Below are 20,343 nucleotides of genomic sequence, written 5' to 3' on the forward strand. Positions count from 1 at the left end.
ATGAACAGATGTTTCGTCACCCTGCTTTACGCTCGCTGATGCTTGTCAGCCTCGTCTTTGGTATTTTGAATGTCACACCCGCCATTGCCCAAGATCCAGAGCTGCGCTTGCTCGCGGCAATCGAGAATATCGAACAAAGGCTTGATGCCCGCGTCGGATTGCTGGTCCGTGACAGCGGCTCTGACTGGTCGATCAGCCACCGCGCGGATGAACGGTTTCTGATGTCCAGCACGTTCAAGCCGATGCTCTGCGGTGCCGTCCTGAAGCTCGCGGATGACGGCATGCTTGATCTGGACGAACACATCGCAATCCACCCGCAGGATATTCTCGAGTATGCGCCGGTCACGCGCACCATGATCGGCAACACGATGACAATCGGCGATCTGTGTTTTGCCGCGCTCGACATGAGCGATAACACCGCGACCAACCTTTTGATCGACCGCATCGGCGGCCCCGAGGCCGTGACGGCCTTTATGCGCGAAATCGGTGACCCGATCAGCCGCCTGGACCGGCGCGAGCCTGAGTTGAATACATTTGCCCCCGGCGATCCCCGCGACACGACAACGCCCGAAGCGATGGCGGCGACGCTGGAAACGATGCTGACCGGTGATGCCCTCTCGGCGCGGTCGCGTGCGCAGCTGACCGACTGGATGAGCCATGGCGGCGTCACCGGCCCCTTGATCCGGGCCAGCACACCGGCAGACTGGCTGATCGCCGACCGGTCGGGCAGCGGGAACTTCAACCGCAACGTGATCGCCATGGTGACGCCGCCGGATCAGGCCGCTTACTTCATCACGGTTTTCCTGTCAGACGCCGATGCGGATTTTGCAACGCGCAATGGCGCGGTGATCGAATTGTCGCAGGCCGTCATGGATGTTGTCACGAACCGCTGAGGGCCGACGGGGCGCGCCCTTTCGGGCCTGTGCATCATGACCTGACCTGCGGCGTGATCTCCATCTCCAGCAAGACTGAGGCGAGGCATTTCCCATGCGCATCGAGCGCGAGAGAGCGCGTCACCCCGCCGGTCAGGGCACCCCGAATGACGAAGTTCAGCGCGTGGAGCTGGGGCAACTCGTAACGGGTGATCGTGTCCGGGGCAAAGCAGCCGAAATGACACGCCACGCGGTCAGGCGTGATCGTGTCGCGGATAAGCGGCCAGTGTGCCGGGTCATAGGCGATCAGCGAAATGTTCGAAATATCGCCCTTGTCACCAGTGCGGGCGTGGGCGATGTCATGCAGTCTCATCCAGCACCTCCTTCATCTCGACAACGGTTTTGACACGCTCGGCGGGTATCAGGGTAGAGGCGATGGCCAGAATCTCGCGCTGGCTGGCGCTGACCCCGCCGCCCCCGGCTGGCCCGGCGAGATAGAGCCCTTCAACCTCCTCGCTCACCCTGCGGGCCGTCTCAACGCTGTCGCAACGGGCGGCAAAGCGCATCCGAACCTCGGGTGCCCCGGCAACGGCCTTGCCTTCGGCCCAGACCGAGTTGACGCCAATCAGCTCTCTCCGCGTTTCGCGGATGGCCGTGCCAAGCGGGCTTAGTCGTGCCTGCACCAGTTCGATGGCAAGCGCGCCACGGGCAACGCAATTGGCCCCGGCATAGCTTATCTGCCCCTCGCCCAGCCAGCCGTCGCGGTAGCCGACCGAGACCTTCAGATGGCCGGTTGCGGGGTGGCCAGTGCCGCCGGAAACGGCGATGCGGTCGGGGCCTGTCTCGTCGAATGTGACGCCCGAGAAATCGGCGACGACGTCGGGTTGCAGATAGCGCGCCGGGTCGTGGATTTCATAGAGCAGTTGCTCGATGCAGGTGGCGCGCGAGATTCGCCCGCCGGTGCCGGGCAGCTTGGTGAGGACGGCGTTGCCCGTCGCATCCACCTCGGCCAGCGGGTGGCCGATATGCGCGAGGTCCGGCACGTCCTTCACGCCGGGATCGGCAAAGTATCCGCCAGTGATCTGGGCCGCGCATTCCAGCAGGTGACCGACAAGCACGCCGCGGCCAAGCCGCGTCCAGTCGTCACGCGCCCAGCCGAACTCATGCACCATCGGGGCGAGAAAGAGCGCCGGATCAGACGCGCGCCCACAGATCACCACATCGGCCCCCGCCTCCAGCGCGGCGACGAGGCCGCCGCAGCCGATATAGGCATTGGCGGAAACGAGACGGGCCCCCAGGGCCGCCGCCGGGGCACCGGTCTCGTCCAGTACGCAGGGTCCGATCCGGTCCAGCACGTCATCGCCGGTCACCGCTGCGACCTTCAGCCCGATCAGGCCAAGCTCTTTCGCGATCTCGGCGGTTTTCCTTGCCGCAGCAAGCGGATTGGCCGCCCCCATGTTGGTGACGATCCGGGTGCCGCCGCGCGCACAGGCCGACAGCACCGCGCGCATCCGCCGCTCCAGCAGCGGGTCGTAGCCGCGGGACGGATCGCCGATGCGGGCCTTCTGTGCCAGGGCAATGGTGCGCTCGCCCAGACATTCGAACACCAGGTAGTCAAGCGCGCCACGCTCGGCGAGGTCGATTGCAGGTGCCAGCCTGTCGCCCTGAAAGCCGGCACCGGTGCCGATCCGGATCACGCTCATGCCACGGCCCTCCGCTGGGTTCGCCCGACCCGGTAGGCGGCAGCCAGAAGCGCCAAAGCGACGAAGGGCGTGACCGGGTGCGGGTAGATCGCCAACGCGATAACCACCATATAGATCGTGGTATCAAGGAGCCTTTGCCCGAAAAGCGACATCCCGGCCAGAAGGGCGGGCACCGCGACAACCAGCGCCAGTCCGGCCGCGATTGCCTCAAGAATATCCATCGGCCCGCCGCCAAGCAGCATACCGGGATAGAGCAACAGCAGAAAAGGCACGATATAGGTCACCGCGCCGAGCCTCACGGCCTCGCCCGAGGCAGGCAGCCAGTTCGAACCGGCGATACCCGAGGCCACAAAGACCGCCACGCAAACCGGCGGGGTGATCACCGAGATCGTGGCAAAGTAGAAGACGAAGAGATGGGCCGCCAGCGGGTCCACCCCCACAGCCGTCATCGCAGGTGCCAGCACGGCGGCGACCAGCACATAGGCGGCGGTGGTCGGAAGGCCCATGCCCATGATCAGGCAGACCACACCGACGATCAACGCCACCAGAACCACGCTGTCCCCCGCGGCCGAGACGATCAACGACGAGAGGGTTACGCCGATTCCGGTGAGATTGATCATCGACACCAGCACCTGCGCCCCGGCAAGCAGCACGCCGATGATCACCAGCCCCTTGCCCGCGTCCTCCAGCCCGTTGACCAGCTTGCCCGCCATCTGGCGCAGCGACAGCCGCCCGGTCTCGGTGCTGATGAAGGCGACAAGCAGGCCAAGGACGCCGTAGAAAGCCGAGGTGGCAATAGAGCGCCCGAGCCAGATACCAAAGCCCAGACCACCAAGCGCGGCAAGGATCGGCAGCACCCGGCGCGGGGCGAGGATGCTGTGCCATTCCGGCATTTCCGTTTCGGGGACCACGGCAAGGCCGCGCCTGAGGGCGACGAAATGCACCGTCATGAACACCGAAAGGTAAAAGAGCACAGCAGGCAGGATCGCGGCGATGATGATGGTGAGGTAGGGCACGCCGAGGATCTCGGCCATCACGAAGGCAGCCGCGCCCATGATCGGCGGGGCGATCTGCCCGCCGGTAGAGGCCACAGCCTCGACTGCGGCGGCGAAGGGGCGGGGATACCCCAGTCGGATCATCATCGGGATGGTAAAGTTGCCGGTGGTCGCCACATTGGCCACGGCAGAGCCCGAGATCATCCCGAAAAGCCCGCTGGCGATGGTTGCGATCTTGGCCGCGCCACCCGGCTGGCGGCCACCAAGCCGCATGGCGAGATCCATGAAGGCCTGTCCGCCGCCGGTGTGCAGCAGCAGCGCGCCAAAGAGGACAAATGCCGCAATCACGGTGGCCGCGACGCCGGTCAGCATGCCCCAGATCCCGAGATCGCCGAGAAAGATGGTTTCGGTCACGAAATCCACCCCGAAGCCACGATGCCTCAGCGGTCCGGGCAGAAGGTTGCCGAACAGCGCATAGCCAAGACCCGCGAGCACCAGGATGGGGAAGATCAGCCCGACCGTGCGCCGCCCGAGTTCCAGAACGGCCAGCACCAGCCCTGCCGTCAGCGCCATATCAAGCCCGCTGGCCCAGGGCAGCTCGGTCATGATGCGGTCATAGTTCACCACCACATAGGCGCAGGCCGCCACGGTCACGGCACTTAACCCAAGGTCCACCGCCAGCCCCACAGGCCGCCAGGGTTTGCCCGCACCCAGCGGGTAAAGCGCAAAGCCCAGGGCGATGACGAGCGCAAGAAACAGCGCTCGCTGGATCAACCCTTCGAAAGGGCCGGTCGCGGCGGTGTAGAGAACGAAGAGACCGACGAGGATCGCCAGCCCCTTCTGGATGCGCAGGGCTGTCATGGCAGCCCGCTTACTCGGACGGCTGAAGCTTGGCAGGCAGGTCGATGCCCTGTTCCGTGAACCAGCGCGCCGCACCGGGGTGCAGCGGCACCGTGCCGAACTGAAGCGTGATATCGGCAAGGCTGGCCCCCTTCAGGCTGGCCATGGCATTGGCCTGCGCGGTCTCGTCCTCCATGATCGCCTTGACGATCTTGTAGGCGGTGTCCTCGTCCATCGCGGCGGGCGCGGCGACCCCCACGCCAAAGCTCCATGTGGTATAGGCAGGCACGCCGTCGGCGGCCCCTTCGGGAATGTCGACCACAGAGATATCGGGCATCTCGACGCGCAGCTTGTCGGCCTGTTCAGGGCTGAGGCCCAGAATGGCGATGTCGGTCGAGGTGGCGATGTCCATCGTGGAGCCGTCGAGCTTGTTGCCCGAGCCAGATTTCACGTAGCCTGCGATGCGATTGTCCTTGATCATGCCCACCACATCGGTGGTCGAGCCGCGCACGTAATCCGCGCTCAGGCCGAGGGTGCTGAATACCGCCTCGGTGGTGGCCTCGGTGGCCGAGCCCTTGATGCCGGGATTGAAGCGCACGCCCTTAAGCCCCTCAAGCGTTCCCACACCGGCGTCGGCCCGCACCACGACATTCTGCGGCGCGCCGGTGTAGACCCAGAGCAGCCTGAGGTCCTGAGGGTTGCCGTCAAAGGCGTTGGTACCTGCGACGGCGTGCTGGGCAACGTTGGTGGTGACCAGCCCAAGGTCAACCTGATTGCGGGCCATGCGGCGGATGTTGTCCATCGTGGCACCGGTCTCAACGACCGAGGCGCGCAACCCTTCGGCGTTTTCGTTGATCAACTGGCCGACGGCGACGAAATAGCCGTAATGGCTGGACGACGCCGAGGTGGAGCCGATCAGCAGATCCTTATCCTGCGCAACCACCGGCCCGGCCAGCAGGGTCGCCCCCAACAGGGCGTGAACGAGATGTTTCATGACTATCCTCCCTTGGTGCCCGCATAGCGGGGTCTGCGCCCACCATGGCAGAACTCATCTGTTGCGAGAATTGCGATTTTTGTGATAATTGATGCATAATGAACAACAGTCCATCGCTCACCGACTACCGTACCGTCCTGACCTTGAAAGATCAGGGCTCCTTTCGCACCGCCGCGGAAACCCTCGGCATGTCGCCCTCGGCCCTCTCGCGCCAGCTTGCGGCGCTCGAGGCGCAACTTGGTGCCCGGCTCTTTGATCGCGACACCCGCAACGTCTCTCCTACCGTGTCCGGGCGGGCCTTTGCGCGTCTGGCGGAGCGGATGCTGAACACTGCCGAAGATGTCATGGCAGAGTTTGACTCACACCTTTCGGCCAGCCGCGGCAGGTTTACCATCGCTGGATTGCCCTCTGTCACCGCCGGCCTTCTGCCAAGGCTGCTGAAGAACTTTACCGAGATCTACCCTGGAATCGACCTGCGCATCGTCGATGCGCTGTCGGAAAGCGTGGTAGACGCGATCGAGGCCGGACGGGCAGATATCGGCTTTACGGCGGACACGGTCTCGGCACGCCAGCGCCTCGCCTTCCATCCGCTTCTTGACGATCCTTTCGTTGCCGTCGGTGCGCCCGATGGTCCGTTGGCCCAAGAGAGAAGCTATGCAATGGCAGAGCTTGTCGCCATGCCGGTGATTGCCATGGAGGTGGGCACCAGCGTGCGCGAGCTGCTCGACGGCGCCTGCCAACGCGGTGGCGTCGCCCTTGCGCCGCGCTTCGAGGTGGCTCACCTTGCCACGGCGGGGGCGCTGGTGGCAGAGGGGCTTGGCATCTCGATCCTGCCCACGCTTACGCTGCCGGTCCTGCCGATGGAGCGGTTGGTGCAGCGTCCCGTCCGCGACTTCGGTGCCAAACGCCGCATCGGCCTTGTTCACCAGAGCGGTCGCTCGCTTTCCCCCGCCGCCACGGCATTTCTGGAACACGCCAAGCAGAACCTCACCAAGCTGCGTGAGGCTTGCCCCGGACAGGGCGAAACGACATGCGCCTGAGCTGACGCGGTTCGGCTTAATGTGCTGTCGATCCAAACCATCGAAATGCCGTGGAGCAACGGCCAAACCGAAGGTCAGATCAACCGGCTGAAGGCCCCCAAACGGGCAATGTACGGAAGAGCAGGACCGAAACTGCTCAGAGTTCGATGCTACCTCTCAACCACACAGACTGAGGATGACCCTGAAAATCCGTTATCATCACGGTAGTGTAGTCCTGCTGTCGATATCACTGCAACGCGACGCCGGTTCAGCGGCGGACCGGAAACAAAGCGTGTTTCTTCGAAACCCGGACATTCCAGACGATCAATACTAGCACGGCTTCGTGGGGGTATATCGTGCAGATGCGCCATGCCAAGTCTTTCGTAATACGCCGCTTGTCGAGGACACTGACGGGAACCGGCGGCGGGTCAAGTCGTGGCGGCGATCCAGAGCCTGCGCTTGAGGTGATCGACCGTTCCGAATGCCCCCGCCGCCGTCGCTCAGGCCATCATCGGCACCACGCCGTCCTCCATCTCGATCTGGAGTGAGTCGTTGAACCGGTTGAAGAACCCGCACAGCGCGATGCGCAGGGTCAGTTCCACGATCTGTTCCTCGGTGAAATGGCGCTTGAGTTCGTCAAAGATCGCGTCCCGCATGGTGTTGAAATTATTGGTCACCTGCACGGCGTAATCGCGCACCAGCAGATCGACCGTATCGAACCCGTCAGGACTTTCGTCGAGGATGTTCTCGACCGCCGCCGCGCTCAGTCCGTGCGTTACGGCGCGCGGCGCGTGGTGGCTGATGCAATATTCGCATTTGTTGATGGTCGAGACGGTGACAAGCGCGATCTCCAGATAGCGTTTCGGCAGCACCGCCTCATCATAGAGTTCGAGCAGCAACCCCATGATATGCTTGACCGCCGGGGGCCGGTGGGCAAACACCTTCACCTGATTGAGAAAGGGACCGTAATCGCGCGCGAAACGCTCGTAAACGGGCCGGATTTCCTCGGGCACCTCGTCGATGCCGACATCTCTTACACGGGCCATGGTTCCTCCGTTATGGCTGGGAGAGGGGCCGCGCCCCCCCTCCTGTTGGTTTCAGAATTCAAGACGTTGCAGGACGACATCCTTGCCGTCGCTGATTTCCGAGAGCTGGAAATCGCGCCCGAGCACCATGCCCTCCTCGTCGAATTCGAGGCTGCCGGACGCGCCGGAATAGTTGATCTCCTCCCCCGCCCGCAGCGCAGCGAGCCCGTCGGCGATGTTGTAGACCGTGGTCTTGCCCTCGCCGGTGGTCACGTCCCAGACGGCGCGCGCCACGGCGGCGCGGTCGGTCGTGCCGGCCTTCTCGATGGCCAGCAAAAGCGCCGACATCTGGTCGCGCCCGGCGGTGCCGAACGGGTGCTGCACCGATCCGGTATCTTCCAGCCCCGCCTCGCCCAGATATTCCTTGTAGGCAGGAGAGTTGATCGCCGGGACGGGAAAGCCGTGGATGATCCCGTCTGCCGCCGAGCCGACCGCTTCCTTGAACTGATCCCCGGTCGAGAGCGAGGTGGTGATCACGATGCCCTCATATCCCTGCCGGTAGAGTTCCTTGTAGACGGCGGTGAAATCGGTGACGTAGGACGGGATGAACACGGCCGCCGGGGATTTCGCGATCAGTTGCGTCACCTCCGAGCGATACGAGGATTGCCCGGCATTGTAATAAAACGGCTCCTGCACAAGCGCGCCTTGCCCCACCTTCTCGGTAAAGCCGTCCATCATCGAGCGCGTGAAATCGTTGTTGAGCGCCATCAGCGCATAGCTCTCGATGCCCCGGCTCAGCACCAGATCGGCGATGGCGCGGCCCCAGATCGGCGAGAGCGGCTGAAAGTTGAATACCAGCCCCTTTTCATCGGCCACCGGGATGTCGGAACTGGACGAGGTGCACATCTGGATCACGCCCGCGCTCTGGCATTTGGGCATGATCCCCAGCGTGACCGAGGATGACCATGTGCCGAGGATCGCCAGCACCTGGTTGACGTTGATGAGCTTGTCGGCGGCGCGCACCGCCGTTTCGGGATTGGTTTCGGAATTCTCCTGATAAAGCCGGATCTGACGGCCCAGAATACCGCCTGCGGCGTTCACCGCCTCGGCCACGCGCTTGTGCGAGGCGGTGATATTGGGGCCAAAGGGCCCGCCGCCGCCGGTATTGGGCGTGAGCGAGCCAATGGCGATATCGCCCTCCTGCGCGCGCAGGATCGACGGTGTCGCAAGCGCGGCCACGCCGCTGGCGAGAAGCGTTCGTCTGGTCCATTCGGTTGTCATGGCACTCTCCTTGATGGGTGGGGTCAGGCGCCTTCTGTCGGGCGCTTCAGTCGGTAGAAACGTGGAATTTCCGCTCCGGCAGCAAGCCGCGCGGCCGCAGGCGCAGGGTGATGATGAGCAAAAGCCCGATGGCGATGATCCGCAGCGCCGACATCTTCTCGGCATCCAGCGCGTCGGTGAAATCGCCGACAAATCGCGTTCCCTCAAGGAACACCATCACCGCGCCCGCCCCGAGCAATATGCCGCGATTATTGCCCGCGCCGCCGACGATCACCGACATCCAGATGAACATCGCCACCACAGGCATGAACACCTCGGGGCTGATATTCTGGACGTAATGGGCATAGAGCGCGCCCGCGAGCCCCATGAAGAACCCGCCCACGGCAAAGATCTGCACGCGGTGCCGCAGCACGTTCTTGCCCAGCACCTCGGCCACCACGTCATCCTCGCGGATCGCGCGCAGCGTGCGGCCCATCGGCGCGCGCCGGATCGCCTCGCAGATGACGAAGGTCAGCAGCACGCAGGCCGCGACAAGGCCAAGATAGAACAGCGGATAGTGTTCCGGCGGTATCACCGTGCCGAAGGGGCGCGCCTCGATCCGCAAGCCGCGCGGGCCTTCGGTGATCTGATCCTCGTTGAGCACGATCAGCCGGATCATCTCGCCCACGCCCAGCGTCACGATGGCAAGAAAATCCTCGCGCAATCGCACCGACAAAAGCGCCACCGCGCCGCCCAAGACCAGCCCCGCAAGACAGGCCGCCGGAATGGCAAGGCCCACCGGCACGCCCAGCTTTACCGTCAGAAGCCCCGAGGTATAGGCCCCCAGCGCATAGAACCCCGCGATGCCGAAATTGACCATCCCGGTGATGCCCCATTGCAGGTTGAGCGCCAGCGCGAGGATCATGAAGAACCCCACATAGGTGCCCATGGAGACGAGATAGGCGGTCATTTCTTGATCTCCGCCGTCCCGAACAGGCCTTGCGGGCGCACCAGCAGCAGCACCGCGATGATGACGAACCCCACCGCGATCTTGTAGGTCGAAGGCAGCACGAGGATCGTCGCCTCCTCCGCCAGCCCGACCAGAACCGCGCCGAGGATCGCCCCGTAAGGCGAGCCAATGCCGCCGAGAATCGCGGCGGCGAAGATCGGGATCGTCAGGTTCCAGCCCACCAGCGGCTCGATCACCAGATCAAGCCCGGCAAAGACCCCTGTCAGCCCGAACAGCGCGCCGCAAAGCGCGGTGGTAAAGGCCGTCACGCGGGCCGCGTTCACCCCCCGGATCGCCGCCAGCGTCGGGTTGTCCGCGACCGCCCGCATCGCCCGCCCGATGCGGGTATGCGCCAGCAGCAGATGCAGCATGACACCGATCACAAGGCTCCAGACGATGATCTCCACCTGCTCGGGGGTGATGCGGGCACCGAACACCTTCCACGGGCGTTGCAGCGGGATGTCAAACCCGCGCACATCCGCCGAATAGATCAGCCGGATCACATTCTCGAGGATCAGCGTCACCGCGATCGAGACCACCAGCAACGTGATCGCCGATTGCCCCTCCATCGGGCGGAACACAATGACATGCGCCCCCCAGACCACCAGCGCGGTAAAGGCCATCGCCCCCGCCGCCGCCAGCGGCAGCGGCAGACCCAGCGCTACGTTGAGCGTATAGGCGGCAAAAGCCCCCACCGTGATATAGCCGCCAATCGCGAAATTCGGAAACCGCAGGATCCCGAAGAGCAGCGAAAACGCCATCGCGGGCGGCGCGATCAGCGCGGCGTTGACCAGCCCGTTGACGATCATCTGAAGGCTCATGCCCGTGTTCCCAGATAGAGTTCCGATACGTCGCTCGATGTCAGCAGCGATTCGGCGCTGCCTTCGAGCGCGACGCGCCCCGCTGCCATGACCACCCCGCGATGCGCGATGCGCAGCCCCTCGATGGCGTTCTGCTCGACCATCAGGATCGCCACACCATCGCCGTTGACCCGGCGCACGATGTCGAACATCTGCCGCACCATCAGCGGCGACAGCCCCGCCGACGGCTCGTCGAGCAACAGCACCCGCGGCTCCAGCATCATCGCCATGCCAAAGGCCACCATCTGCCGCTGCCCGCCCGAGAGGTTGCCCGCGCGCACCCGGCGCAACGGCTCCAGATCGGGGAACATCGCGTAGACCCGTGCGCAGGCATCAGCGGCGCGCCCCGGATCGGTCCACGCCCCCATGGTCAGGTTTTCATGCGTGGTCAGTTGGCGAAATACGTTGGCCTCCTGCGGCACATAGGCCATGCCCGAGCGCGCGATCACCGAGGCGGGCAGGCCCGCGATCTCTCGCCCGGTAATGCGCACGCTGCCCGAGATCGGGCGCACCACCCCCGCGATGGTCTTGAGCAGGGTCGATTTGCCCGCACCGTTGGGGCCGATGATGCAGGTGATCTGCCCCGCGCACAGCGCGAGCGACACGTCCTGACAGATCACCGCCTTGCCATAGCCCGAACTGAGATCTGCCACCGAAAGCACCGTCTCAGGCATCGGCCGCTCTCCCCAGATAGGCCTCGATCACCGCCGGGTCGCGGCGCAGGTCGTCGAAATGCCCCGATGTCAGCAGGCTGCCTTGCGTCATCACCACCACCGGGTCACAGAGCTGCGCGATCATGTCCATGTCATGCTCGACGATCAGAAAGCTCTTGCCGTGGTCCCGGTTCAGGCGGCGGATCATGTCGGTGAGCGTGTTCATCAGCGCCGGATTGACCCCGGCCCCCGGCTCGTCGAGCAGGATCAGGTCGCAGTCGATCATCAGCGCGCGGGCAAGCTCCAGAAGCTTCTTCTGCCCGCCCGAAAGATCGCCGGCATAGTCGTCGCGCAGATGGCTGAGGGTGGCGATGTCCATCACCTCGCAGGCGCGGCGATACACCTCCGCCTCTTGCGCCCGCACCGCGCCGCGCCGCAGGAAGATCGGCAAGAGCCGCTCGCCAAGCTGGGCCTGCGGCGCAAGCATCAGGTTTTCCAGCACGGTCATGCGCTGGAACTCGCGGGCCAGTTGGAACGTGCGGATCATCCCCAACCGTGCCCGCCGCCACGGGGCCAGCCGCGTTACGTCCTGCCCGTTGAGACGCACCTCACCGGCATCCGCGCGCACCACGCCGCTCAGCAGGTTGAACAGCGTCGATTTGCCCGCGCCGTTGGGGCCGATAAGACCGGTGACACTGCCCCGGTCCACGTCAAGCGACATCTCGCGCACCGCCTGCACGCCGCCAAACCGTCGGCTCATGCCGCGCGCTTGCAGCAAGGTGGTCATGTTTGCTCCGCCTCCGACAACCTCAGCCGGATCAGGTCGGCCAGCAGGGCAAGCGTCGCCCGCGCCCGGACCGGATCGGGTTCGATCATCTGCCCGACGCGCAGCCCGCGCAGGCAGGAGGTCACCACCAGCATCAGCGTCTCGGCATCGCGTGCGGACAGACCCGACGCGCCGAACACCTCGCGCGCGGTCTCGCGATAGCTCTCGAACATGCGGCGCATCCAGCTTTCGACATGCTGGCGCAGGTCCGGGTCGCCCCGCGAGGCGGACATCATGTCGATGGTGACCGCCACATAGGCATCGGTCATCAGCCCGGTCCAGGCGCGCTCGATGACGTTCTCCGCCGTCAGACCCCTGGCCATGTGATCGGCGCGTATCGCGGCAGCGGCCTCCACCACGGCCGCCCACATGACGCCGGTCGCGCGCTTCACGAGGTCCGCTCGCGTCTCGAAATGATGCAGGATCGCGCCCCGCGATATCTCCGCACGCTCTGCGATCATGGTGGTGGTGATATTGGCATATCCGACCTCCGCGATAAGCGCGACCGTCGCCTGACACAGGGTGTCGATGGTCGCGGCCGAGCGCTCGTCCTGCGTCCGGCGGCGCGGTGCCCCGGTGCGACCGGCTGCGGATTTGCGTTGCTGCGCCATCATCACATGCCCCTTCGGAGTGAGCACAGCACAGGCGTTCCGTTTTGACAAGAAACATTCACGACTGTATGTAAGATTTCCGCGTCTCGCCCGCTACTGGCTGAGTTTTTGCGCAATGGGATGATCATAACACGTTCAAAGAACCACGACGCAACGCCCATTTTAAAGGCTCCCCGGAATCACTGGCGTAGATACGATGGATACGGGAACGATGAGAGCCGACTTTTGCGTTGCAGTTTGCTGAAAGGCTCGGTCCAGCGTGGTTCATCCTATTGCAACCCGCCACATCCGATACCTTCCCTGCTCGGTCACCTCGCGGACCAGGCCCCGCGCTTCCATGCAGGCGAGGTTGCGTTGGACAGCGGCGCGGCTCGCACCGGTCAGAGCCTCGGCCATCGGGGTGGAGACAAGCGGCCATTCAGCTAACAAGACGCGCAAGGCTGGGGGCGTTTTACCCGAGAGCATAGTCATCTCGGCTTCCAACCGCGCTGACCGCGCCTCGTTTCGCGTTGCCGTTAACGACGAGACAGAACGCTTTGGCAGCCCTTTTGTTCCCAAAATCTTACCCATAAATATGAGATGACCGAGCTAACAACATGACTTTAAAGGTTTTAGCTGACCCAGCCCGCTAAAGCACTGTTTCAGCATTATGGGCAACGATATCGCAGTTAAGGCGAAAATATCATATTTAATGGCAAAGGGACGGCATTGTTTTTATTGGATTATCTACTTCAGATTTAACAGCAACGCGACAACGACTTATCCCTGATGCTGGCCGCCGATGCCCTCGAACATCTCACGCAGATCGACCGTGCCGCGCTCGCCGATGAACGGAAACGTCTCGTCGAGCCAGCGCGCGGCCGTCTCGCGGCCCATGTCGCGCAGCTTGGTCAGGAATGCCCATTCGGTGTTCATCTTCGACGACGCCCCCAGCGGATTCATCTCCGCCTGGTTCTCGATGATGTGCACCCGCACCTGCCGGTAATCGTCCCTGGACAGCTTGCCCTCGCGGATCAGCCGGTCAACGAAGTCGATGGCGCGCAATTCCTTCAGCAGGCTGCCGTTGAAGCTGATCTCGTTCATCCGGTTCTGGATGTCCTGCGGCGTTTTGGGGGTGCCCTCGCGCTCGATCGGGTTGATCTGGATCACCACGATGTCATCGGTGCCGGTCTGGCCGTGGAACGGAAAGAGTGCCGGGTTGCCCATGTAGCCACCATCCCAGTAGGGCACGCCCTCGATCTCGACCGCCTGGAACATCGTCGGCAGGCAGGTCGAGGCCATGACCATATCGGCCGTCAGTTCCTCGCGCGGGAAGACCTTGACCTTGCCCGTCTTTACATTGGTGGCCGAGATATAGAGCCTGAAGGCCGTGCAGTTGCGCACCATCTCGAAGTCGATGCTTTCCTCCAGCAAATCGCGCAGCGGGTTGAGGTTCATCGGGTTGAGCTGATAGGGCGAGGCCAGCCGCGTCAGCGCATCCATCGCGTGATAGACCGGGTTGTGTTCCAGCCCCCAATAGCCGGTGAGCTTGTCATAAATCGTGCGTTTCAGCGGGCTGTTCCTGGCACCCTCGCTCATGCAGCGCCAGAAATGATCGAGGGCGGCGCGCGCGCCGTCCGGCCCGTCGCGGGTATAGCCGTCAGCGAGGGCCACGGCATTCATTGCGCCCGCCGAGGTGCCGGAGACACCGGCAATGGCGAGCCGACCGTCTTCGAGAATGCCGTCGAGCACTCCCCAGGTGAAGGCACCGTGCGCACCGCCCCCCTGCAGGGCGAGGTTCACGAGTTTGGGTTTGGTCGCCATCGGATTGGTCCTTTCAGGACAGACGGGGCCCGCAAGAGCGCTTCAGGCAAGATAGTCGTGCACGACGCGGCCATAGGGCAGTGACAGGTCGGCGATGATGTGCTGGCCCTCGATCACGCGGCGCACCGGCAGGTCCGCGACCGGCGCGTTGACATGCGGCACCAGATGCAGGCGGGCGCGGCCACGCCAGAATCCCTTGATGGTGATATTGATCATCTCGAAGGCGACCAGTTCGGCGACACGCGGTTTGCCGGTCACGCAGGGGATCAGCTTGAGGTTGACGGCGGTCTTGGCCAGCTTCGCCGCGCAGTCGGCAGGGTCGTCGCACATGGTCTCGTGCTTGTAGACCATGGTGCCCATGGCCACGCGCTGCCCGGCATAGGCCAGCGTTCCGGTCAGCGTGTCCCGCTCCACCCGCAGGTCCGGCTCGCCCCAGCGTTTGGGAAAGCCCCAGATCTCGCGCCCCGCCGTGATCGGCGGCTCGTCGTTGAGAAACATCATCGCGGTGTAATTGACCGGCTTGCCATCCAGCAGGCAGGGAATCACAACTCCCGATTCCTGATAGGCCCCGAAACCGGAGCTGTCGGGCATGTCGATCCACTCATAGACCACCGTGCCTGATCCGTCAGGCTCCAGCGGTTCGGGCACCATGGCGCGGATCGCGTCCGGGTCGCTCTCGTAGATGATGTTGAAATATTGCCGGTTGATGAACCGATACGGGCCATGCGGATAGCTCGGGTTGCCCGGCGGCATTCCGGCGAGGGAGAGGATTTCATCTCTGGTCATGCGTGGGTTTTCCTTGTCGCGGTGCGATCGTTCGGGTGGCTCGGGTCAGCCCACCCGCCAGCCGTGGCTGACGACGACGCGTTGCCCGGTCAACGCGTTGCTGGGGAAGCTGGCAAGAAAGAGCGCCGTCTGCGCGACATCCTCCAAAACCGTGAATTCCGTGCCTTGGCGAAAGTATAGGAGATTTCCAGCCCGATGCTACCGGCACTCCCGGTGATGATGCAGATCGTTTCGGAGAGAGACATGCATCGCCCCCATGATGGTTGGCTGTCCGGGCCGAGATGGTCCGGACACCCGACGGGACTTTGCCAGCTCCGGGATCACCTCGCGCCACAGAAGGCTCGACGTCGGGATGCCGTGCAGCAGGACAAGGGGCGGGCCCGCGCCCTCGTCGAGATAGGCGATGCGGTGGCCTTCGACCATCGCGAAACGGTGGGTCGGGTTGGGGTGTGTCATCGGACCGCCCTTTCGTGTTTCATGGGGGCAGACGGCATCGGTGCCCGGAACGTTCACGCTGTCACGGGATAATAGCTGCGCAGCGCCGCGTAACTTGCCCCGAGCGCTGCGCCGAAGATCGCGTGCAGCATCAGCGTTGCAACGGGCACCATCATTCCCGATGGCATCGCCGCGCCAAACAGCCCGCCGCCTGCCATCGGCAGGAGGACCACCATCATGAAAAGCCATCCGGCCAGCCCGAGCACGATCCCCCGGATCACGGCGCTTGATGTCTCGATGTTACCGAACACAAACGCAAAAACGAGGCCGTAGAGCGCCCCTATGACGAAATGTGCGCCCCAGCCCATGGCCAACCCGGCTCCCATCATGCCGTCAATCATGCCGATCACGTCGAGATCGGGCATCAGCCCCATCATCCCCTTGAGCAGCATCAGCAGGGACAGGATCGCGGTGGCGATCAGCCCGGCGAGTATTCCGGCGATAGGTCTGGTCACTTTGTCATCCTTTGGTGATGGGGGGCGGGACAGGCAGGGTAGGTAGTCGGTTCAGGGCCTTGCGAACATTCGCCCGGGTCGCATGCCAAAAGGCACCGTGTCGGGCGGAGGGCCGCACGGCTGGCGATAGATTGCGAAGAGGGCGGGTTGGGTGAGGACATCACTTTTTTCGCATCGCATCCTTCACGCCGCCCACGGCGTTCTGGGCCTTGCCGACCTCTTCTTCGACAAGGCCCTCGATGCGCATCTTTCGATCGCCCAGCAAGCGCCCGAAGAAACGCCGGATCGCGCCGCTGATCTGTTTTGCCGATCCGTCGATCCGGTCCTTGTCCAATGTCAGTATCCCTTGTTCTTCACGGCGGACTCGGTTACCGCATCCGCGCCGGCCGATACGTCCCGACCGATGCCCGCGGTCGTGTTGCAGGCTTGAAGCGAAAGTGACGCAGCCAGAACGGTTGCAATCATCGTCACCGTGGCAATCCTTGGCGTCTTCATGTTGTTTCTCCTGATACCGGGATACGAGCGGCGAATGCCGCGATCTCTTCGATCCTCAATACCCTTCCTACGGAAGGACGGCACTTACCTGCATCAGTTCAGAAATGCGCGTTCTCTTGTGTCAGCCACCGACCCGAATCGCGCCCAGATCACCCAGAAGACCAAAGCCTTGCAACAGCCACACGACCACCAGGATCACGACGACCACGTTCAGGATCGACTTGATCTTGCGGTCCATCGGCAAGTAGGTGTTGATTGCCCAGAGGGCGACGCCGACGACGACAAGCGTGACGATCAGATTGAGTAATGACATGAATGGTTTCCTTGTGTTGTGCCCATGGGCGTGGGTCGGCGGAGCGACCGGGCGAAGCCTGTGACTGCATGCACTCCGATGCATCGGCGCTCGGATCAGGAGCGAACAAGGCCCCGCAAGAACAGCGCGCCCCCCGCGACGACACCGATCAGGCCGACGATCATGAACCACATCGTGTTTCCCGTGAATCGACCGGTCATCACCTCGGATAGCTGATCCGCCGGAGCGTTGCTTCCCCTCCAGGCGAAGAGAAGCAGCACGGCACCGACGACAAGCGCAACGAGGCCGATGATTTTCGACTGTGTCATTATGTGATCTCCAGAGACGGGTCTCTCCCCGCAAGAATGTGCTTCGGGAGGGGCAAGGGCCCGACCGTTGGCCGCCGTGAGATGCAGCGGCGAGCGCGCAGTATGGCGGTTTCCCGTGCGACGGCACTCACATGGATCAGTCTCTCCGGGAACCGCCCGCGCCGTCACAGACACTTCGTGAACCTGATTGCGCCGATACTGATCCATGTTGTTCCGCCTTTTGGGCGGGGTGATACATTGCTCGAAGGGACGCCAATTTCGGCGATCCGGGAATGGACAGGCATCGCGATGAACCGGCTGATCTACATCATCGGACTGATTGTGGTCATCGTATTTGTCATGGGGTTTCTGGGATTGCGCTGAGTGCAACGGCCAGTCCGAGGGCATCCGACCATGCCGAAGTGAACCACGGCACGACCCGTGGTACCCGCCCCACGTCTGGAGACCTGTTATGAGCACATCCGCCCCCCTGAACACCAAGACCGCGCTGCCCGAGCACGACATCGCCCAGCAGATCGAGACCTTGCGCGCCGATCTTGCGCGATTGACCGCCATGATCTCCGAAGACGTGTCCGACGGAATCGAAACCGCCGGACGCAAGATCGGCCAGACCGGTCGGGACGCACAGGCGACAGCCACCAATGCGGTGCTTGGTCATCCGTTGACCGCAATCGGTATCGCCGCCGGTATCGGCCTCTTGCTTGGCTTGGTCGCGCGAAAGGGCTGATCCGTGACCGGCCTTCCGCTCCTTGCGCCGCTGCGTGATTTCCTTGTGGCCCGAACCGGCGCTGCCGCCGTCCGGGCGGCGATGGCGGCCGTGACGGCCGCGCTGGTTGTTCTGGCGGCGCTGCTTCTGCTCGCATCGGGTCTGGCCGCGCTGACCGATCGGTTCGGTTTTCCGGTTGCGGCACTCTTGGGGGCGATACTCGTGGCGATGCTGGCTTTCGCGATGCATCTGATCGGGCGTGCGCTTGTGGCCCGACGGAAGGCACGGGTTGTCGAGGCGCGCTCCCGAACAGAGGCCGATATCGCCCTGGCAATAGCGCTGACCCGGTCAGCCCGTCCACTCCTGCCGCTCGTGGCCTTTCTCGCGGCCTTCATTCTGGCGCGCCGGTCCTGACCGGCCCCCGCGATGGTCCCTGCACTGATCCAGGTTAGTGCCGGGGCCGTCGCGCCAGATCAAGCTGTTGGTGAGTGATGCGCTTTTCCGGGCGGGCGGACAGACGGCTCGCGCACCCGGAGGCATCCTAGAGAAGGTATTCGGCACGGGACCGGGCCGCACTGTGCAAAGCTCGGCCCCGCGCCGGATGGCCCCGCCGCTTTTTACCTCGTGCGGCGGGGCCACGAGTCCATGACCGGCACGCAAGATCGCCGCATCCGCTGCAATGGTCATTTCATGATAGGCCGTCCCGCGTGTCCCTTCAAACGTGCGGCCAGCACAGGAAGCTGTGAGGCGGGCACACCAGACCGGGCTGACAGTGCCACGGATCGACATTCGCGCGGCTGATCCAGGTTAGGGGGCGTGCCGTGTGTGAGGCCGTTTCAACGTCCGTGCAACGCGCGGCGAAGGGCGCAGAGGTGCCGAGGTCAGGACGACGGCGTTTGCTGGTGCACGATCCGCAGCCATGTGCCGGCATCATTGACATAGGACGAAGTGCACAGCGCCTCATGGATCGGGGTGTCGTCGCGTTCGGCGGACACGTGATAGGCCAGAACGGCCACGTCCTTTTCCCGGGCAAAGCACCGTTCCGAGAAAACCACCGAACGCCAGCGCTGTGCGACCTGGCGTTCCCGCCAGACTGTATTGCCCTGCAGAATGCCCACCGGATATGGAAAGACAAAGACCGCGTCTTTGGTCGTCATCAGCCGGGCGCTGTCGGCACCTTCCGTCCAGAACCGCTCTTCCATGGCCCAGATCGTGTCTTCATCTGTCATGGTTCAATCCTTCATCGTGCTTTCCATTGCAGCAGATGGCCCCTGCGCCGGTCGTTGCTGTCGGAAACCTGTCCCGAGTTAAAAACCGCCGGTCTGCCATTTGGCGGACCGGCGGTTCATGTCAGCGATTATTCCGCGATGCGCTCGACGATCGCCGTGGCGTAGGCGTCGATCAGGGCATTGTAGAAATCGTCCTGCGACGGTGCCACCACGACCCAGTCATCGGGAACCTTGCGCTCTCCGCTGACTGCCGTCATGTAGAGGGGATAACTGCCAGTCAGAGCATCCGTGGTTGTTGCCTTGGAATTCGAACCGGCATTGTTTGCTCCCGCATGGGTGGTCACGGTCCCCTCGAGCGTGTTGAATTCGCCCGAATCCGGCAGCACCGTATCGCCGTCGATCGAAACCTTGTTGATCTCGACCGAGATCCGCGGCGCGTCGGCCTTGTCATCAATGGTGAGTTTCGAGGCGATGGCCGTGGCAATATCCTCGTCCAGAGACGGCCAGAACTTGAGGACATTGTTGTCTTCATAGGCGGTGAGGTTGGATGTGACCTCGAGGCCGGAAAGAGTTTTTTCCAATGCGGCCAAGGGGCCGGCGGCGGCCAGTGCGACTATGCTGCAAAGGGCTGTAGTCTTGAGAAGGTTCATCGTGAGTGTCCTTGGTTTTATCATCATCATCGACAGATACCTGCGCACCGCCGTGACGGGCGGGTCGCACAGTCCCTGTCTGGATGTGAAATGTGAACGACTGCGAGCGTCATGTCGGTTTGTCTGCTCGGTCGTTGCTTGTCGCAGGAAATACGTCCCTCGGCACTTACCTGCATCAGCGTGCCGACACCGTTTTTGATCTAGGAGTTGCGCAGTTGAAAACTCAGATCGCGGAACCGCCTGTAGGAAATACGATGCCTCGTATTTGCCCCGGTCCCGCGCAGGAGCGGCCTGAGATATCGCCGTAGCATATCATGGGAAAGCCAATGAAATTCGAGTGTGGGTGTCATAGCCGCGTCCCATGAGATGATCGCGCTCGTTACCCGACCGCTGTCAAGTTGCCGAAATGATATCCGCGACACTAATTCTGACCGCA

Annotated in this window: 26 protein-coding genes and 1 pseudogene; 5 read left to right on the forward strand and 22 right to left on the reverse strand. The window is 63.3% G+C overall.

Annotation, left to right across the window (positions count from 1 at the left end; translation table 11 throughout):
• Positions 1 to 8: 8 nt before the first annotated feature.
• Positions 9 to 893, forward strand: a complete 885-nt coding sequence (gene bla, locus ABIE57_RS14985; protein WP_354539841.1) for a class A beta-lactamase — start codon at positions 9 to 11, stop codon at positions 891 to 893.
• A gap of 34 nt (positions 894 to 927) precedes the next feature.
• On the opposite strand, the gene ABIE57_RS14990 is transcribed toward bla, so the two are convergent.
• From ABIE57_RS14990 to ABIE57_RS15005, 4 genes are read right to left on the reverse strand one after another with little or no spacing between them, the layout of a single operon-like run.
• Positions 928 to 1,245, reverse strand: a complete 318-nt coding sequence (locus ABIE57_RS14990) for an AtuA-related protein (protein WP_354539842.1) — start codon at positions 1,243 to 1,245, stop codon at positions 928 to 930.
• Entirely contained in the window at positions 1,232 to 2,575 is a 1,344-nt protein-coding gene (locus tag ABIE57_RS14995) for an acyclic terpene utilization AtuA family protein (RefSeq protein WP_354539843.1), read from the reverse strand. Before ABIE57_RS14995 ends, ABIE57_RS14990 begins: the two co-directional genes overlap by 14 nt.
• Complete coding sequence (locus tag ABIE57_RS15000) at positions 2,572 to 4,431, reverse strand: TRAP transporter permease (RefSeq protein ID WP_354539844.1); 1,860 nt, start codon at positions 4,429 to 4,431, stop codon at positions 2,572 to 2,574. The genes ABIE57_RS14995 and ABIE57_RS15000 overlap by 4 nt, the downstream gene beginning before the upstream one ends.
• Before the next feature lie 10 nt (positions 4,432 to 4,441).
• Positions 4,442 to 5,404: a TAXI family TRAP transporter solute-binding subunit gene (locus ABIE57_RS15005; RefSeq protein WP_354539845.1), complete on the reverse strand. Its 963-nt coding sequence runs from the start codon at positions 5,402 to 5,404 to the stop codon at positions 4,442 to 4,444.
• Positions 5,405 to 5,502: 98 nt separating this feature from the next.
• On the opposite strand from ABIE57_RS15005, the gene ABIE57_RS15010 reads away from it, so the two are divergent.
• Positions 5,503 to 6,444 (forward strand): LysR family transcriptional regulator, encoded by a 942-nt coding sequence (locus tag ABIE57_RS15010; protein WP_354539846.1) that lies wholly within the window; start codon positions 5,503 to 5,505, stop codon positions 6,442 to 6,444.
• A 479-nt stretch (positions 6,445 to 6,923) separates the two neighbouring features.
• On the opposite strand, the gene ABIE57_RS15015 is transcribed toward ABIE57_RS15010, so the two are convergent.
• The 16 genes and pseudogenes from ABIE57_RS15015 to ABIE57_RS15090 all read right to left on the reverse strand — a co-directional run bounded on the left by ABIE57_RS15015 (position 6,924) and on the right by ABIE57_RS15090 (position 17,322).
• Positions 6,924 to 7,469: a carboxymuconolactone decarboxylase family protein gene (locus ABIE57_RS15015; protein WP_354539847.1), complete on the reverse strand. Its 546-nt coding sequence runs from the start codon at positions 7,467 to 7,469 to the stop codon at positions 6,924 to 6,926.
• A 51-nt stretch (positions 7,470 to 7,520) separates the two neighbouring features.
• Complete coding sequence (locus ABIE57_RS15020; protein ID WP_354539848.1) at positions 7,521 to 8,729, reverse strand: ABC transporter substrate-binding protein; 1,209 nt, start codon at positions 8,727 to 8,729, stop codon at positions 7,521 to 7,523.
• Between the two features lie 46 nt (positions 8,730 to 8,775).
• The gene (locus ABIE57_RS15025) at positions 8,776 to 9,678 is read right to left on the reverse strand and encodes a branched-chain amino acid ABC transporter permease (RefSeq protein WP_354539849.1); all 903 of its coding nucleotides are present in this window, start codon (positions 9,676 to 9,678) and stop codon (positions 8,776 to 8,778) included.
• Positions 9,675 to 10,538: a branched-chain amino acid ABC transporter permease gene (locus tag ABIE57_RS15030; RefSeq protein WP_354539850.1), complete on the reverse strand. Its 864-nt coding sequence runs from the start codon at positions 10,536 to 10,538 to the stop codon at positions 9,675 to 9,677. The genes ABIE57_RS15025 and ABIE57_RS15030 overlap by 4 nt, the downstream gene beginning before the upstream one ends.
• The gene (locus ABIE57_RS15035; protein ID WP_354539851.1) at positions 10,535 to 11,251 is read right to left on the reverse strand and encodes an ABC transporter ATP-binding protein; all 717 of its coding nucleotides are present in this window, start codon (positions 11,249 to 11,251) and stop codon (positions 10,535 to 10,537) included. Before ABIE57_RS15035 ends, ABIE57_RS15030 begins: the two co-directional genes overlap by 4 nt.
• Positions 11,244 to 12,017, reverse strand: a complete 774-nt coding sequence (locus ABIE57_RS15040) for an ABC transporter ATP-binding protein (RefSeq protein ID WP_354539852.1) — start codon at positions 12,015 to 12,017, stop codon at positions 11,244 to 11,246. Before ABIE57_RS15040 ends, ABIE57_RS15035 begins: the two co-directional genes overlap by 8 nt.
• The gene (locus ABIE57_RS15045) at positions 12,014 to 12,670 is read right to left on the reverse strand and encodes a TetR/AcrR family transcriptional regulator (RefSeq protein WP_354539853.1); all 657 of its coding nucleotides are present in this window, start codon (positions 12,668 to 12,670) and stop codon (positions 12,014 to 12,016) included. Before ABIE57_RS15045 ends, ABIE57_RS15040 begins: the two co-directional genes overlap by 4 nt.
• A 261-nt stretch (positions 12,671 to 12,931) precedes the next feature.
• A pseudogene (locus tag ABIE57_RS15050) lies at positions 12,932 to 13,186 on the reverse strand (hypothetical protein); the annotation flags it as partial.
• Between the two features lie 240 nt (positions 13,187 to 13,426).
• A complete protein-coding gene (locus tag ABIE57_RS15055) occupies positions 13,427 to 14,470 on the reverse strand; it encodes a patatin-like phospholipase family protein (protein ID WP_354539854.1) in 1,044 nt (347 codons plus the stop codon).
• A 42-nt stretch (positions 14,471 to 14,512) separates the two neighbouring features.
• Positions 14,513 to 15,256 carry an acetoacetate decarboxylase gene (locus ABIE57_RS15060; protein WP_354539855.1) on the reverse strand — a complete coding sequence of 248 codons (744 nt, stop codon included), beginning with the start codon at positions 15,254 to 15,256 and terminating at the stop codon, positions 14,513 to 14,515.
• Between the two features lie 198 nt (positions 15,257 to 15,454).
• Positions 15,455 to 15,712: an alpha/beta fold hydrolase gene (locus tag ABIE57_RS15065; RefSeq protein WP_354539856.1), complete on the reverse strand. Its 258-nt coding sequence runs from the start codon at positions 15,710 to 15,712 to the stop codon at positions 15,455 to 15,457.
• Positions 15,713 to 15,765: 53 nt separating this feature from the next.
• Complete coding sequence (locus ABIE57_RS15070; RefSeq protein WP_354539857.1) at positions 15,766 to 16,206, reverse strand: DUF6789 family protein; 441 nt, start codon at positions 16,204 to 16,206, stop codon at positions 15,766 to 15,768.
• Between the two features lie 160 nt (positions 16,207 to 16,366).
• Positions 16,367 to 16,540, reverse strand: a complete 174-nt coding sequence (locus ABIE57_RS15075; protein ID WP_354539858.1) for a CsbD family protein — start codon at positions 16,538 to 16,540, stop codon at positions 16,367 to 16,369.
• Positions 16,541 to 16,542: 2 nt separating this feature from the next.
• On the reverse strand, positions 16,543 to 16,701 hold the full coding sequence (locus ABIE57_RS15080; RefSeq protein ID WP_354539859.1) for a hypothetical protein: 159 nt from the start codon (positions 16,699 to 16,701) through the stop codon (positions 16,543 to 16,545).
• 121 nt (positions 16,702 to 16,822) lie between these two features.
• Positions 16,823 to 17,014, reverse strand: coding sequence for a Thivi_2564 family membrane protein (locus ABIE57_RS15085; protein ID WP_354539860.1), 192 nt, complete (start codon positions 17,012 to 17,014; stop codon positions 16,823 to 16,825).
• 95 nt (positions 17,015 to 17,109) lie between these two features.
• On the reverse strand, positions 17,110 to 17,322 hold the full coding sequence (locus ABIE57_RS15090) for a DUF3185 family protein (protein WP_354539861.1): 213 nt from the start codon (positions 17,320 to 17,322) through the stop codon (positions 17,110 to 17,112).
• Positions 17,323 to 17,499: 177 nt separating this feature from the next.
• Here ABIE57_RS15090 and ABIE57_RS15095 point away from each other — a divergent pair, with 177 nt between their 5' ends.
• The 3 genes from ABIE57_RS15095 to ABIE57_RS15105 all read left to right on the forward strand — a co-directional run bounded on the left by ABIE57_RS15095 (position 17,500) and on the right by ABIE57_RS15105 (position 18,442).
• Positions 17,500 to 17,685 carry a hypothetical protein gene (locus tag ABIE57_RS15095; protein WP_354539862.1) on the forward strand — a complete coding sequence of 62 codons (186 nt, stop codon included), beginning with the start codon at positions 17,500 to 17,502 and terminating at the stop codon, positions 17,683 to 17,685.
• 88 nt (positions 17,686 to 17,773) lie between these two features.
• On the forward strand, positions 17,774 to 18,049 hold the full coding sequence (locus ABIE57_RS15100) for a glycine zipper domain-containing protein (protein ID WP_354539863.1): 276 nt from the start codon (positions 17,774 to 17,776) through the stop codon (positions 18,047 to 18,049).
• 3 nt (positions 18,050 to 18,052) lie between these two features.
• Positions 18,053 to 18,442, forward strand: coding sequence for a hypothetical protein (locus ABIE57_RS15105; RefSeq protein ID WP_354539864.1), 390 nt, complete (start codon positions 18,053 to 18,055; stop codon positions 18,440 to 18,442).
• A 467-nt stretch (positions 18,443 to 18,909) separates the two neighbouring features.
• Here the strand turns inward: ABIE57_RS15105 and ABIE57_RS15110 are convergent, their stop codons facing one another.
• Positions 18,910 to 19,257: a hypothetical protein gene (locus ABIE57_RS15110; RefSeq protein ID WP_354539865.1), complete on the reverse strand. Its 348-nt coding sequence runs from the start codon at positions 19,255 to 19,257 to the stop codon at positions 18,910 to 18,912.
• A gap of 128 nt (positions 19,258 to 19,385) precedes the next feature.
• A complete protein-coding gene (locus tag ABIE57_RS15115) occupies positions 19,386 to 19,907 on the reverse strand; it encodes a hypothetical protein (protein WP_354539866.1) in 522 nt (173 codons plus the stop codon).
• Positions 19,908 to 20,343 lie beyond the last annotated feature (436 nt).

Origin of the sequence: Roseovarius sp. MBR-6 (genome assembly GCF_040547525.1) — a bacterium.
Lineage (GTDB): Bacteria > Pseudomonadota > Alphaproteobacteria > Rhodobacterales > Rhodobacteraceae > Roseovarius.